Source organism: Winogradskyella sp. MH6, from assembly GCF_022810765.1.
Classification (GTDB): domain Bacteria; phylum Bacteroidota; class Bacteroidia; order Flavobacteriales; family Flavobacteriaceae; genus Winogradskyella.
In genome coordinates this window covers 2555829-2569586 of the sequence record NZ_CP094494.1, presented here as the reverse complement: position 1 = coordinate 2569586, position 13758 = coordinate 2555829, and the positions used below count along the sequence as shown (strand labels likewise).

Here is a 13758-nt window from a genome sequence, read left to right as displayed (position 1 = left end):
ATGAGCAGGCTTTATTTTTGCCCTAATTTTAATGCCTTTAAGTTGTTTAAGTGGCAAAAATATTCTAGATTTAGTTGAGATTAAGAGGATTTTTAAGATGATTAAACCCGAAAAAGGCAACTTATTAATTGCAGAACCATCCATAATCGGTGATATTTCTTTTAACCGAGCAGTGATTCTTTTGGCAGATCATAATGCTCTGGGTTCTGTTGGGTTCATTCTAAACAAACCTCTAGAATATAACTTAAAAGATCTCATAGAAGGCACAGACTCCGACTTTACGGTTTATAATGGTGGTCCTGTAGAACAGGATAACTTATATTTTATTCATAAATCACCAGAGTTAATTCCTGATAGTATAGAAATCTCTAATGGTATTTTTTGGGGAGGTGATTTTAACGTAGTATTAGACCTTATAAATAATAAGAAAATTACTAAAAATGATATTAGATTCTTTTTAGGTTATTCTGGTTGGGCAGAGCAACAACTAGATAACGAGCTAGAATCTAACGCTTGGCTTGTATCCGAAAACATCTACAACAATGAGATTATTGCTAAATCGTGTAATTCTTTTTGGCGCGAAAAAATGCTAGAGCTTGGTGGTGAATACAAAATATGGTCTAATGCACCAGAAAATCCAAGCTATAATTAAGCACCCAACCTTATTTTTGTATTCAATTTATCAACAAGTTTTTTTGCAAAATCGTTGCCATAAGTCTTTTTACGATACTTTGTTATTGGCACTATACCTTTAACAACGTTAGTAATGAATAACTCATCTGCTTTTTGAAGTTCAAAAGGACTTATCGAAGTTTCTTCGGTATATAAGTTAACATCTTTAGACAAAATCTCTAAAACTTGCTTACGCATTACACCTTTTAAACACCCATCTTCTAGTGGTGGAGTTTTAATTTTATCGCCTTTTACTAAAAATAAATTTCCGTTTAAAGCCTCTATTACAGATTTGTTGGTATTGAGAACCAAACAATTTTCTAAATCATTCTCTTTGGCATAAATACTTCCCATTACCTGAATAGATTTATTGTTGTTCTTTAAACCCGAAAGCAAACCTGGCGCTATAAAAAAGTCTTTATACAAATCAACTTCATAGGTTTGACCGTCTTTAATTGTGTAAAATGGCTCGTCAAAAGTTTCAGTTATAATATTGAAAGCTACTTTAGAAGTTTCATCTGGTAAATATTTACCTCCTTCACCTCTATCGACATTTAATCGTACTCTTGCAGAAGTATTTAGCAGATTGTTTGCTTCAATTGTTTTTAGGATTTCAGCTTCTAAAAATTCCATAGTAAAGTTCATCGGAATATCCATACGCATAATACGCATCGATGCCATAAGCCTAAAATAGTGGTCTTCCCAAAAAAAGATTTTACTATTAACCACTTTTAGAGTTTCAAAAAGTGCATCTCCGTACTTATAACCTCTATTTTCTGAAGTAAAGAAAGTGTCTGTTTCGTCTATAAGATTTCCATTAAAATTTACCATAAAAAAAGTCCCGATTTAGTTTTTAAATTAAACCGAGACAAAGATATAATAGTTGAGTTAGTTACAGGTTACCTTGAGCCTAAAACTTGTTTTAGACTTGAAATCTGATTATCCCAAAGCATTTTACCTTCATCGATTTCATCTTCTTCAGCATAATCGGTAATCATAAGAGAGACATCTTTGGTAATTTCATCTACTTGGATTCTTATTTCAAAATAGTAGCTTGCACCATCTTCTTCATCGCTCAACCAACGAAACTTTACGCGCTCACCACTTTTTTTAGTCAATAATTTGGCTTGTTCTTCAGAGCCATCCCAAATGAAAGTAAATAGCTCACCACGTGAGTTTACATTATCAGCAAACCACTCAGAAAGACCAGAAGGTGTAGATATATATTGATATATTAAAGAAGGGGATGCTTGTATCACAAACTCCATTTCATATTTTTCTTTATCGTCCATAGAAGCATTTAATTATTTGCTCAATATATGCAATTATGATACAATTCAAAACTTTAGTGAAAAAATATTTTTTTAGAATGTATTGTTTGTGGTACTAGATTTTGTTTTTATATTTGCAACCGCAAAAATGGCGAGGTAGCTCAGTTGGTTAGAGCGTTGGATTCATAACCCAGAGGTCACGAGTTCAAATCTCGTCCTCGCTACAAATTTTTAAATTACACAAAATCAACGGTTTAGTTCACTCTAAACCGTTTTTTTATGTATAATATTTATGATTTAGTTACCTTAGAGTTTATAAACGAACACGATTTAGAACACGATTTGGAACACAGAAGGAAATTTACAACCCCAAAAATCTATGATGCTAATGGAGATTTAAAACAACGCTGGTATGTATATTTCTCATACCGAAATCCAGAAACTGGAAAGATGAAGCGTATGAAAAACATCTATGGTAATGCCAATAGATTCAAAACCAAAGCAGATCGTTATAGAATACTAGGTCTATATAAACAACGTCTAACAAGATTTTTAAAACAAGGGTATAATCCGTTTGAAGATAACACGCAACTGCATCTTCAAAAGACTAACTCCACACAAAAAACAAATAACGAAACAGTAAACGTCTCACAAAAAAATAGTGTTCCAGAGAAAGAAGCACAAAAGCAAATACCCAAACCTACATCAAAACCCACTGCGAAATTAAATGAAAAAGAACCTAATAAACCTACGTCAATAGAACTATTAGAAGCGTTTAACTATGCCTTGAAATTAAAGATCAACGTCATTAGCCAGAGTTCTTACGAAGACTATAGGTCACGTATTTACATTCTTCATAAATGGTTAAAAAAGCACCATAAAAAGGTAACCCATATAGAACACTTAGAGAAAAAGCATGTCCTAGAGTTTCTTAATGAAGTACAGTTAAGCTCTTCGCCAAGAAACAGAAACAATTACAGAACCGTTTTTAGCACTATTTTTCAAGTTTTAGAGGATAATGAAATCATACAACACAACTTCGTAACGAGTATTAAACCTCTAAATTCAAAACCTAAACGTCACAAAACCTACACGGATGATGAGCAGGAACGTATTTTTAAATACTTAGAAGATAAAGACCCTATACTTTTACTTTATATTAAATTTATTTCATACAACTTTTTAAGACCTTTAGAAGTTTGTAGGTTAAGGATTAAAGATATTAATATGCAAAATAAGACCCTGAGATTCAAAGCTAAAAATAAGGTCTTGAAAACAAAAATCATTCCTGACATCTTGTTTAACGAATTGCCTGACTTATCCAAATGTCAACCTGACGATTTTTTATTTACACCTAAGCAGATTGGCGGTCAATGGAAAGCAACAGAGATTAATCGTAGAAACAATTTTGGTAAGCGCTTTTTGACTGTAAAAAAGGAATTAGGATTTACCAGTAATTACAGTTTGTATAGCTTTAGACATACATTTATTACTAGACTATATCGTGCCATGGCTAAGGACTCATCTCCTTTTGAAGCCAAAAGTAGACTAATGCTTATTACTGGTCATAGTACTATGACAGCTTTAGAAAAATATCTGCGCGATATTGATGCTGAATTACCAGAGGATTATTCGGATTTGTTGAAAAAGTAAGATATGGAAAAAAACACATTAGACGATATTCTTAAAATGGTTACTAAACCAGCGGTATTTTTCTATCCAAGAGATATTTTCGAAGAAGCATCTGGTAAGAATTTAAAAGAATTGGATACTATTGGAATCACCAACACATTAATTGTTAGAAATTCTAAAGGAGATATAAAGCCACTAGAGCACGTTCATGAAGCTCTGATTTTACTGAATAAACATGAAATATTAGATGCGATTATTTTTGAAGTGCTCAAAATGAGTAACTCCATAGACAAAGAGAGTTTTCTTTACTTTCTAAATAAGTACTTTCAAAGCTTAGACACTTGGTTAAGAATTACAGAGCTTACACAAAATAATGCAAAACATCAGGCATCAAACTATTTATCAGGAATTCAAAGTTATTTAGAATTACAACATAAAATCACCTTAGATCATAAAACTGATCTTGTTAAACGATTTGGTGAGTGGAAAAGAGTAGCAAGTAAAAATTTAATTTTAAAAAGACCATTACCATCTTTTAATGAAGTTAATTCAAAAAAGGAAAATTTGGTTACGACTGAACCATCAGATATAATAGCCAATAAAAAGACTACTAAAACAAAAAGAGCTACACCTAGTATTGAAGAGGTTGATAAAGACTTACTTCAAAACATATTCAATGTAGAGTTAACAACAAATAATAACACCGCACCAAACTCTTAATAACTGTTATTATTAAAAAATAATACAACCAAATTATTAATTATAAGCAACCATTTATCGTTAACACTGCAACCAAAAGCTAACAACAACGCAACCCCTTTGTAACCAAAAACAACCAAATTTTAATAATAAAATCAATTGATTATCAGTAAATGCAACCATTTTTACTAGTGCAACCAATATTGCAACAACAATTAACAACCGTTATTTTTTGTTGTTAAAACATAATATAAGATGTAATCAGCTAATAATAACAATTAATAACACCACACAGTTAAACAATTAAATCAAATTTCAAGGAATCTTAAAATATCATTGGCAAAACGAAAATTTCTATCTTATCCTGTTTCATCTAATGTATTAATCTATTCCTAGCATCTCAAAAAAATAAAACCACAACTAAAGGCGATATCGATTTACTTCTAGAAAAATTAGGGAGTCGTTTTCTCTTATTGAAAAATATGGTTCCGAATCTCCAAGGAGCTTATCCATATTATGATTTATTGGAGGGTAAAATCGTATATTTAAGACCTCAATAAATCATCTATGACAATTTTATATATCCATGGTCTTAATGGCTCATTAAGTGTCGAAAAACGGATAATTTTAGAGCAATATGGCAACATTATCTCTCCTTCTATTGATTATCATAACATACCTAATGCTATTAAATGGTTATACGACAGTTACAAAAACAAAAATATTGATGTAATTATTGGTAGTAGTATGGGAGGTTTTACAGGATTCCATCTTTGTAAACTTATGCAAATACCAGCACTACTTTTTAATCCTGCTCTAGCTGCCAGATCAGTTGAACAACAAATACCAATTACACCTTCTAATAATGGTAATACCATTTCTATTGTACTAGGTGCAAAAGATACCGCTGTAGACCCAAAAGGCACACTAAATTACATAGGTAATCACCTATCTACAGAACAGCCAATTGATATTGAAATTTCACCTGCTCTAGAACATCGTATTCCTTTAGAAGTTTTTAAGGAAGCTGTTGATTTATTTATGAAAAGACTTATATAATAACCCTCTATAAATTATCGAGTCTCTATTAACAAGTCTACTAAATTTTGATATTGTTCTGGCTCACCAATTTCTTCAAAATATTGCTCAACAATATAAGGAGGGAATCCTCTTATTTTTGAATACGACAAGTTTGACAATCGTAAAAACTCTTTAAGTTCTGGTGTTTCTTTAATTTGAAAACTTAATTTTTTATGATGCATGCCTGGCAGTCTTGCTAAATCTTGTTTCTTAATAGGATGTAAAATTTTCCATTTTTTATCTGTCCATCTATTCATTGCAATTAACACATCTCCCATAGTAGGGTTTTTAGGTAAGTTTAGAAATTTTTGATATTTACATTTGAAAGTGTTTCTGCTAGTACCGAAAAACTTATAGATTAATTCGTTATCGATAACATCTGGAATATACTTATCTAATTTATTTGCAATTTCTTGAATCGTAATTAACTTATGGGGTCTATCAGGTGAAATAACCAACCAATTAGACATATACATTGCATAGATTAAAGCATTTCTAGTAGAATTGAAACTATCCCCAAATACAGCTCCAAGTACAAAAACCGAAAGCATATGCCCTCGGTTTTTCCATCGGTGTCCAGGTTGTAATAAAACCTGCTCAAACTCTTTTAAAGAAAGGTGTTTTCTCTTTGGCACTTCTTTATTTAGATTTTGAATTTCTTGCTGCTGCGCTTGTGGCTCTTGCCGCAAAAGAACCTTTAGAAACCGATCCTGTTCCTGCTTTGGCTGTTGCACTTGTAATTCTTGCTGCTGCACTTGTAGTCATTTTAGTTTTGCTCATTTTTTCTATGATTTTAATTAATAATATTACAAACCTAATAGACTTATTTTTTGCATTTCTAGATATTGACGTTTTATAATTTTTAACTCACCTTTTGGTTATACACACTTTGACTATTACCATAATAGTTTGTAAATATGTGTTGATACACATTAGCTGTTTTTATTCCTACTTCTTCATCAGAATACTGTTCTTGTGGTAAGTACAGTAAGTTATCATAAATTAAGCTTTTAACTTGTGCTTTAATTTGTCTACTTTCTCTCCAATTATCAATTTTAAGTTTCTCGGATTTTAATGTTTCTAAGGTTTTAGCAGCTACCTTTTTTACGTCTTTAATTTCTTTACTTGATAATTCTTTACCCTCTTTTAGCAGATCAAAAACAGCTAAGGTTTCTTGATCTTTTAAGTTTTCTCTTACCACACGTTGCTCTTCAAAAGAAAGGTCTTTTATGAAGTTACTTAAGTTATCAAAAGTCTTCATGGTATCTTCAAGACTTTTTCCTTTGTTATATTCTTCTATGATTTTTTTATATCTATCGTAAAATTCTATCCGTAACGGATTTTCTTTCATCATTTGCTCTAAACGTTGCTCAATCGCATCCTGTAAATTAAACACTAAAGTGTTCTTTCGTGGTGTCTTGGCAAAAGCCGCTCTTAATTTATCAAAATCTAATGTAGATAAATCTACATAAACTTCTTCTTCATGCTCCTTGACTATATCTCTAATAGCAACACTATCGCTTACAATTGCCTGAAGATCCATTATAATTTGTGTTACATCTGCTCCTTTTACATTTTGATTAAGAGCTGTATAAATAGCTTCGATTGCATTAAAATCTTTAACATGCTTCTTTAATTTATCTGAAGGAAATAGTGCTTTGTATTTTCTAAATACATTACGCGCCATAGTCTCAAAAGTAGTTCTTGTGGTTTCGTTAAGACATACAGCATCGGTTGCTTGTTTTATTTTAGCAATTTTAGACATAGGTTTTGCATCCTTTAACTCTTGTATAGAAAAATTAAGTTCTTTCAAGTATGCCTTTACATCTTTAATAGCTTGTTTTAATTCGACCTCAACATCTTCTAATGGTTCTACTGGTTTTCCTGGCTTATTTGTATTACCTGAACCTTTACTACCTTCTCCATAAATAGAATAGGCTTTTTCTAATTGTTTATACACATTACCATAATCTACAATTAAACCATTTTCTTTTTCATCATCATACACACGATTGGCTCTTGCTATGGTTTGCATTAAAGTATGTCCTTTAATAGGTTTATCTAGATATACTGTAGACACACATGGCGCATCAAAACCTGTAATCCACATGGCACAAACAATAGCTAAACGGATCGGATTGTCTTCATCCTTAAATTCTTTTTCAAGATTACGCTCAACCATTTTTCTGCGGTGTGTTTCAATGTCTAAATTCATTTTTTTAAACTTATCCACTTCATTCTGTTCACCGCTTACTACCACACATACTTCGGTTTCCTTTACCTTATGATATTTTCGTTTTAACTCCTGTTCTTCTTGTTGGTCGGTTGCGTTATCTATACGCTGTTGTAGATCTTTAAGGTATTCTAGCCAATATTGCTGTACCAAATCGTACATCTTTACCGCAGTAGGTTTATCTAAAGCCACATACATGGCTTTACCTTGATAACCACGTTCGTTAAAGTGCCAAACCAAATCTTTTGCAATAGCTTCTAATCTTGGTTGTGCTGTTAAAATTGGATAATCTCTACTAAAAAGATATTCTAGTTTCTTTTTTTGATCGTCATCTAAATCTTCATTTTCAAACACCTCAGCCATACGTTCATCCAATTCTGGATTAGTAACATCTAGCTTTTCACCTCTATTTAAGTAACGTAGTGGAAGCGTTGCTTCATCCTCTATCGCGCGTTTAAAATCATAAATAGACACATATTCACCAAAAATGTTTTTGGTTAGCTCTTCTTCCTCTTTTATAATTGGTGTTCCTGTAAAGCCTAAATAGGATGCATTTGGTAAACCATGAAAACGCATGTTTCTTGCATAAGTACCTGACTGTGTACGATGGGCTTCGTCACTGATGACGATAATGTTTTTACGCTCTGTAATAAGTGGATATTCGCTTTCTACTTTTGGGTCTATCGAAAATTTATGAATAAGCGTAAATACATAACGATGATTTTCGGCTAATAACTCTCGCAAATGCTCACGACCTGTCATACCTTTTTTCTTTCCTGCTATTATATTTTTGTCGTTTACAACACCAACACCAGAAAATGTATCATACAACTGATTTTCTAATTCGGTTCTATCAACAGCTATTAAAAAGGTATAAGAACCACCAAGTTTACGATGAATTTTTTCGCATAAAAACACCATAGAATAGGATTTACCAGACCCTTGTGTGTGCCAAAACACACCAAGCTTTCCTTCTAGATCTTCTATATTATCAACATTGTCTATAACTTTATTGACACCAATGTATTGGTGGTTTTTTGCCATTAATTTAATAACATCACCTTGCGAATCGTCAAACAAGAGAAAGTTTTCAAAAATATCCATCAAACGATGTTTGGCGCACGTACCACGTAGCATAGTATCTAAACTTACTTCGCCTTCTTCTTCCTCTTCTATACGTTTCCATTCTAAAAAGAATTTGTAAGGGCTAGTTATCGTACCTACTTTAGCATCAGTTCCATTGCTTAAGATGATAAAGGCATTATTGTGAAAAATGTGTTGTATGGAATTTTTGTAATCTTTGAGGTTATCAGCATATGCATGACGTAGATCTTGATGATGCGCCTTTAGCTCAAAAAACACCAACGGGATACCATTTACAAAACCCACTACATCTGGTCTTCGCAAATACATCTCGCCTAAAACCTCCAACTGTCTAACGGCTAAAAAGTGATTGTTTTCGTAGTTTTTAAAATCAAACACCTTTAGCTTGGTTTTTACCAATTCGCCTTTAGTATTGGTATAACTTACTGGTACACCATTTTTAAGATAGTCGGTTTTTTCTTTGTTGATTCTCCCTAAGGTTTGGTCTGCTACGTTTTGGGTAATTAACTCTATTGCTTGCTCATAGGCTACATCTGGATGGTTAGGATTGAGTTTTTGTAATGCTTTCAATAGATAACGCTCTAAAACCACCTCGGTTTTATCTTCTCTACCTAACAACCCTTCTGTACCGAAAGATTCTTTTTTCCAAGCAGTCACTACAGTCCACCCTAATTCTTCTAATACATCTTGTGTGGCTTGCTCTATTAAACCGTCTTCTGAGTATTCGTAGCTCATAAGTTTTTTAGTTTATAAAAAATACTTTCTTTATTTGTTTCAGAAAATACTTCATTATCCATTATAGACATAAAGTTTACAACATCGGTATCAGTAATAATTTCATCGTAATCATATACCTTTATATACGCAATGTTATTTTCAATATCTTCTTCAATAACATCAAATTCCATGATGAAATCTTTACTGAAATTTGAAAAACCCAAATTTAAATCTCCATTAACATCAAGGTTCATTTCTATGCAAAAATCTTTAAAATCTCTCTTCAAATTAATTCTAAAACCGTAAAAATAATTTGTGTCATTACAATATTGATCGGTAACAAAATCATAATCTCTAATTAATCTTGTAACTAATTCATTTCTTTTTACATCTACCATAACCCAATCATTATGGCTTCTAGGCCTATGTATATAGAAGTGGTAATTCCACCATTTTGAATTTATCGCCTTATGTTCCTGTAACCAACTATGAAACTTGCCATTAGTATAGAAGCTTTTATGTGCATTTCTAGCTCTTAATACAGCCTGATCTTCATCATCCCAACTTTCTATCTTAGACTCCAAACTTACTAATTCCTCCATATGGCATCGAAGTTCATCTATAGTTTCAAAACCACAAAAACCATCAATAATTTTACCTATCCATTCCTTTTTTCTTAACAAGAATTGCCAATTAAAATGTGAATCTGCAAAATCTAATCCTTGTAATGTGGACCAATTCTCAATCTTGCTTAAGACTGAACGCATAATAAGGTATTCTTTAAAAAACTCATTATTAGATCCTTTGCTATTGAATAGAGTTTTTGCAATCTCAAATTTGGATTTAAATTTTGGAATAGAAATATTTTCATCCAGTAAAAACCCAATATTTCCCATATACATGGCATGACTTTCTGCTTCAATGATTGGCTTCTCCCAATTAAAATCTGACACTATTAATTTTGCCTTTAATCTTTCTTCCTCTAGTTGAGATTTAAAGTTAGATTTATTAATTGTACTCAAAACAGCATCCTCGGTCAGATATTTATATATGTTTTTAGAGCCCACTGATAATTGATCAATCAACTTCATAGCATTAATCATCGCTCCAATACTTCTAATATCTGGGTCAATAATAATATTCCAAACTACCCGAATCCAATTCCTGAATTTATCTATTTCGAAGAGATTTTGTTCTAGATATTTTGAAATCGCGTAATATAAAATTCGTTGTCGCTGATTGATATCTTTATCAAACAAGTTCCAATCATCCTCTTTACTCCATGAAGGTTTTATTTCATTGACGACAGTATTGTAATATTGAGAAAGTGCGTCTAATACTTTTTCTGATTCTTTTATTACATTTTCTTTCTTGAATATCGAACTGTGTAGATCAAAACTCTCATAGGACACTAATTCATCCTTACCTTCCTTACCATAGAACTTACTGAAAAAGTCAGACTTTTCAATATTGTCAGAGGATTCCCTATTCTTTACAATAAATGCATTTAGCAAATAGCGATTCCAAAATCTTGTAAAATATGGATCTACAACAGCCTTTTTATCTTCATCATTCTCATTTTCTTGTTCACTTATATCTTTAACACATAATTCCCAAAAAACCGTTGTCCAATCAGTGTCTAATTTAGTTGCATAAGCCAAATAGTAGGGCATTTTTTGATCATGATGCATAACTGTTTCTTGAAAAACATCACGACTTGGATTTTTATCATCCTTAAGCCAATTTATTAGATCTGCCTTAAAATTTTCAAAATCTGTTAATTGCTTTCCCCTTGCATTCATTTTTATATACAATTCATCGGAAAGCTCAAAGCCATCTAAGGGAAGTATGTAAAAAGTTAAGTTTGATAAATTAGAAAATAAGTTGCCTTTGCTTAATTGATATTTATCATGAATGGCATCTAGCATTACCAACATTGATTTAACCGTTGGATCTTTCCTGTAAATATCGTAAAACCAAGCTGCGTTTTCTATTTCCTTTCTCGGTATAGTTTCTAAACCTATATCTATCTCACATAATTTCTTACAAAAATCGCGAGCAGTTGCTCTTGTTGCATAAGTAAAGTTTACAAGATTATCATTAAGCTTTAACTTTTGAATTGAATCTAGCTCTTTGTTTCCTATATACCAATACAGCAAAAACAAGGTTGTTAAACGTTGCTGACCATCTAGAGGAATAAAGTAATCTTTATTGTCTAATTGTTTAATAGACCCATAAATAAAATCAAGCTCAAGTGAATTACCATTTTCGATAGCATTGAAAATTGAGTCCAAGAAACGTTTTCTTATTTCACTTGCACTTTCTCTACCATGTGCATAATCACGCTGAATCATTGGTATTTGAATACCATCAAAAGTGTATTCTTTCTCCTTTTCTAAAGTTTTAATAACTATAGTTTCAGATAACACGTTTAGTAAATTGTACTTATTCATCTGCGGTTACTTTTATAGGTTTTGATGGCAAAAATTCTTTTAAAGTTTCTTCAATCACCTTTCTGTAATTTGTAATATCATCAGATGTCCATTTGGTTCTAGAAGTTCCTTTTTTATCAAAATATTTTAAAAATAAATTCTTTGTACAAATTGGAATAAAAACACCCAAAGCGTCTTTTTCTATTATTTTTCTTCTTTTAGTTGGAAAAAGTGCATTGCCATATCCTCTATTTGTACCTGCATCTAATAAGGTAAGATTACCAATTCCATTTTTAGCCTCTTCATCATTTTCTGACTCCCCAGCAATGGCTACAATCTTACTGTAAATCTCGTCAAAACCAATTCCTGATTTTGGGTTTTCTATAAAAGAGTCTATATCATTTTTAAGGATTTTATCTTCAATATCAATATCTATTAAAGCAGTTTCAAGCCACTCTACTTTTGTTTTTTCATTATTTATAGCATTCGTGTTAAATGAATCTATATGTTCTACATCCCAACTTGTTTTTTCTCCATTCTCGTTTAGGACTTCTTTAAAAGCTTTAAATGGAAATTTTGTTAAAACAACTTTAGATTTACTTTGTTGAATGATGTATTGCAGATTAAACAGTAATAGTACTTCTCGTATAGTTTTTTTATCTTTATTACTAAACGCTAAATTTAGAAAAGGCTCTTGTCCTTCTGGTGTTTCCCATCTTAGATTTTTAAACTGTTTTTTAATTCTCTTTTTTAATGACGCTTCTATCTCATCTTTGGTTTTGATAATTTTTGACGTCTCAGAATCCTTTTCTGTAAATAATTTTATATTCACTATAGATTCACCAGATGCAATTAAAAACCCAATATAATGATAAAGCACAGGGTTATTATACCATTCCTGAAATGTGAAGAAATAATCTTTAACTAATTTCCAAGTCTCACTTAAAGACTCAAAATCTGAAACATTTTCCAATTTTTTATAAAAAAGTCTAAAGGTGGCATACCTATCAGTCCCAATGTCTCTTTTTAATTCTGGATTCTCTTTTTTTTCTATCTCGCAAATAAGGTTGAAAATAAACTCTATACGCGCAGGCATTTTATTTTCGGCTTCGTTTAAAAACCACCAAAAATCGTCATCCTGTAATGTGTTTTCAATTCTGTCCCAATCATTTGCAATTTCTAATTGTTTGAGCTTTGCAATTTCATTGTCATTCTCATCTTTATTTACACCAAAAAAGCGCTCTTGTAAAAATAAGGCTTTGATGAGCTCTGAATTTGTTAATGAGATTTTACCAAGGTTAATACGAATAAAGGTATCTATGGCATTTTCATCTTGATTGATTTGATACCAAATAACCTGCACAACACCATTAAAGTTAGTTTTGTCTCTATAATCATGAACCAAAGTATTTAAAATGGCCTCTCTTACAGATCGCACTTTTTCTTGTTTATCAAACCAATTACTTACATATTCGTATGCTTTTGAGATATGATAATAATCTATATTGTCTTTGTTGTACAATGGAATATCATCTAAAAAAGCTGTAATCTCATTTCTGGTTTGGTAAGCTATTGTGTACAATTCTTTTCCGTATTCATTCTTAAGAGGCTTACCATTTAAATGTTCTCTGATTAAATACAAGAACAAAATTCGCAATGTGGTTAAACGTTGTTGTCCATCTACAACCTCCCAAGTTTCATTTTCCAAATCTTCTTTGGTATATTTTTTTACAACAACAGGTTGCAGACAATAAAACTCTTCATCTTCCTTATTCTGTTTAACAGAAAATGTAAAAATATCATCTAAAAGGTCTTCTACTTGTTGTTTATTCCATCGATACCCTCTTTGATAAGCAGGTATAAAAAAATTACGCTCAAGCAAATCGCTTATTGAAAATAAAGTTATTTCATTATTCAT

The 13758-nt window shown here is 31.5% G+C and carries 11 protein-coding genes and 1 tRNA gene; 5 read left to right on the top strand and 7 right to left on the bottom strand.

Going from position 1 to position 13758, the window contains the following annotated elements; genetic code table 11:
• Nucleotides 1-97: 97 nt before the first annotated feature.
• Nucleotides 98-652, top strand: coding sequence for a YqgE/AlgH family protein (locus tag MST30_RS11560; protein ID WP_243471568.1), 555 nt, complete (start codon nt 98-100; stop codon nt 650-652).
• On the opposite strand, the gene MST30_RS11555 is transcribed toward MST30_RS11560, so the two are convergent.
• Together MST30_RS11555 and MST30_RS11550 are read right to left on the bottom strand one after the other, a co-directional pair.
• Nucleotides 649-1503, bottom strand: coding sequence for an aminotransferase class IV (locus MST30_RS11555; RefSeq protein ID WP_243471567.1), 855 nt, complete (start codon nt 1501-1503; stop codon nt 649-651). The genes MST30_RS11560 and MST30_RS11555 overlap by 4 nt on opposite strands.
• 68 nt (nt 1504-1571) lie before the next feature.
• The gene (locus tag MST30_RS11550) at nt 1572-1964 is read right to left on the bottom strand and encodes an START-like domain-containing protein (protein WP_243471566.1); all 393 of its coding nucleotides are present in this window, start codon (nt 1962-1964) and stop codon (nt 1572-1574) included.
• A 129-nt stretch (nt 1965-2093) separates the two neighbouring features.
• On the opposite strand from MST30_RS11550, the gene MST30_RS11545 reads away from it, so the two are divergent.
• The 4 genes from MST30_RS11545 (at nt 2094) to MST30_RS11530 (ending at nt 5333) form a co-directional block, all read left to right on the top strand.
• Nucleotides 2094-2167: transfer RNA gene (locus MST30_RS11545), tRNA-Met, on the top strand.
• Nucleotides 2168-2222: 55 nt separating this feature from the next.
• Nucleotides 2223-3596 carry a tyrosine-type recombinase/integrase gene (locus MST30_RS11540; protein WP_243471565.1) on the top strand — a complete coding sequence of 458 codons (1374 nt, stop codon included), beginning with the start codon at nt 2223-2225 and terminating at the stop codon, nt 3594-3596.
• A 3-nt stretch (nt 3597-3599) separates the two neighbouring features.
• A complete protein-coding gene (locus MST30_RS11535) occupies nt 3600-4295 on the top strand; it encodes a hypothetical protein (RefSeq protein WP_243471564.1) in 696 nt (231 codons plus the stop codon).
• Nucleotides 4296-4841: 546 nt separating this feature from the next.
• Complete coding sequence (locus MST30_RS11530) at nt 4842-5333, top strand: YqiA/YcfP family alpha/beta fold hydrolase (RefSeq protein WP_243471563.1); 492 nt, start codon at nt 4842-4844, stop codon at nt 5331-5333.
• A gap of 14 nt (nt 5334-5347) precedes the next feature.
• Here MST30_RS11530 and MST30_RS11525 read toward each other — a convergent pair whose 3' ends face one another.
• The 5 genes from MST30_RS11525 to MST30_RS11505 form a co-directional block, all read right to left on the bottom strand.
• Nucleotides 5348-5989: a hypothetical protein gene (locus MST30_RS11525; RefSeq protein WP_243471562.1), complete on the bottom strand. Its 642-nt coding sequence runs from the start codon at nt 5987-5989 to the stop codon at nt 5348-5350.
• A 4-nt stretch (nt 5990-5993) separates the two neighbouring features.
• Nucleotides 5994-6134: a hypothetical protein gene (locus tag MST30_RS11520; RefSeq protein WP_243471561.1), complete on the bottom strand. Its 141-nt coding sequence runs from the start codon at nt 6132-6134 to the stop codon at nt 5994-5996.
• A gap of 82 nt (nt 6135-6216) precedes the next feature.
• The gene (locus tag MST30_RS11515; protein WP_243471560.1) at nt 6217-9426 is read right to left on the bottom strand and encodes a type I restriction endonuclease subunit R; all 3210 of its coding nucleotides are present in this window, start codon (nt 9424-9426) and stop codon (nt 6217-6219) included.
• Complete coding sequence (locus MST30_RS11510; RefSeq protein WP_243471559.1) at nt 9423-11861, bottom strand: DUF262 domain-containing protein; 2439 nt, start codon at nt 11859-11861, stop codon at nt 9423-9425. Before MST30_RS11510 ends, MST30_RS11515 begins: the two co-directional genes overlap by 4 nt.
• Entirely contained in the window at nt 11854-13758 is a 1905-nt protein-coding gene (locus MST30_RS11505) for a DUF262 domain-containing protein (protein ID WP_243471558.1), read from the bottom strand. The genes MST30_RS11510 and MST30_RS11505 overlap by 8 nt, the downstream gene beginning before the upstream one ends.

Coding starts and splice junctions, on each gene's coding strand:
- MST30_RS11535 (WP_243471564.1), top strand. CDS start 3,600: ATGGAAAAAAACACATTAGACGATATTCTTAAAATGGTTACTAAACCA.
- MST30_RS11550 (WP_243471566.1), bottom strand. CDS start 1,964: ATGGACGATAAAGAAAAATATGAAATGGAGTTTGTGATACAAGCATCC.
- MST30_RS11555 (WP_243471567.1), bottom strand. CDS start 1,503: ATGGTAAATTTTAATGGAAATCTTATAGACGAAACAGACACTTTCTTT.
- MST30_RS11540 (WP_243471565.1), top strand. CDS start 2,223: ATGTATAATATTTATGATTTAGTTACCTTAGAGTTTATAAACGAACAC.
- MST30_RS11510 (WP_243471559.1), bottom strand. CDS start 11,861: ATGAATAAGTACAATTTACTAAACGTGTTATCTGAAACTATAGTTATT.
- MST30_RS11520 (WP_243471561.1), bottom strand. CDS start 6,134: ATGAGCAAAACTAAAATGACTACAAGTGCAGCAGCAAGAATTACAAGT.
- MST30_RS11505 (WP_243471558.1), bottom strand. CDS start 13,758: ATGAATAATGAAATAACTTTATTTTCAATAAGCGATTTGCTTGAGCGT.
- MST30_RS11530 (WP_243471563.1), top strand. CDS start 4,842: ATGACAATTTTATATATCCATGGTCTTAATGGCTCATTAAGTGTCGAA.
- MST30_RS11560 (WP_243471568.1), top strand. CDS start 98: ATGATTAAACCCGAAAAAGGCAACTTATTAATTGCAGAACCATCCATA.
- MST30_RS11515 (WP_243471560.1), bottom strand. CDS start 9,426: ATGAGCTACGAATACTCAGAAGACGGTTTAATAGAGCAAGCCACACAA.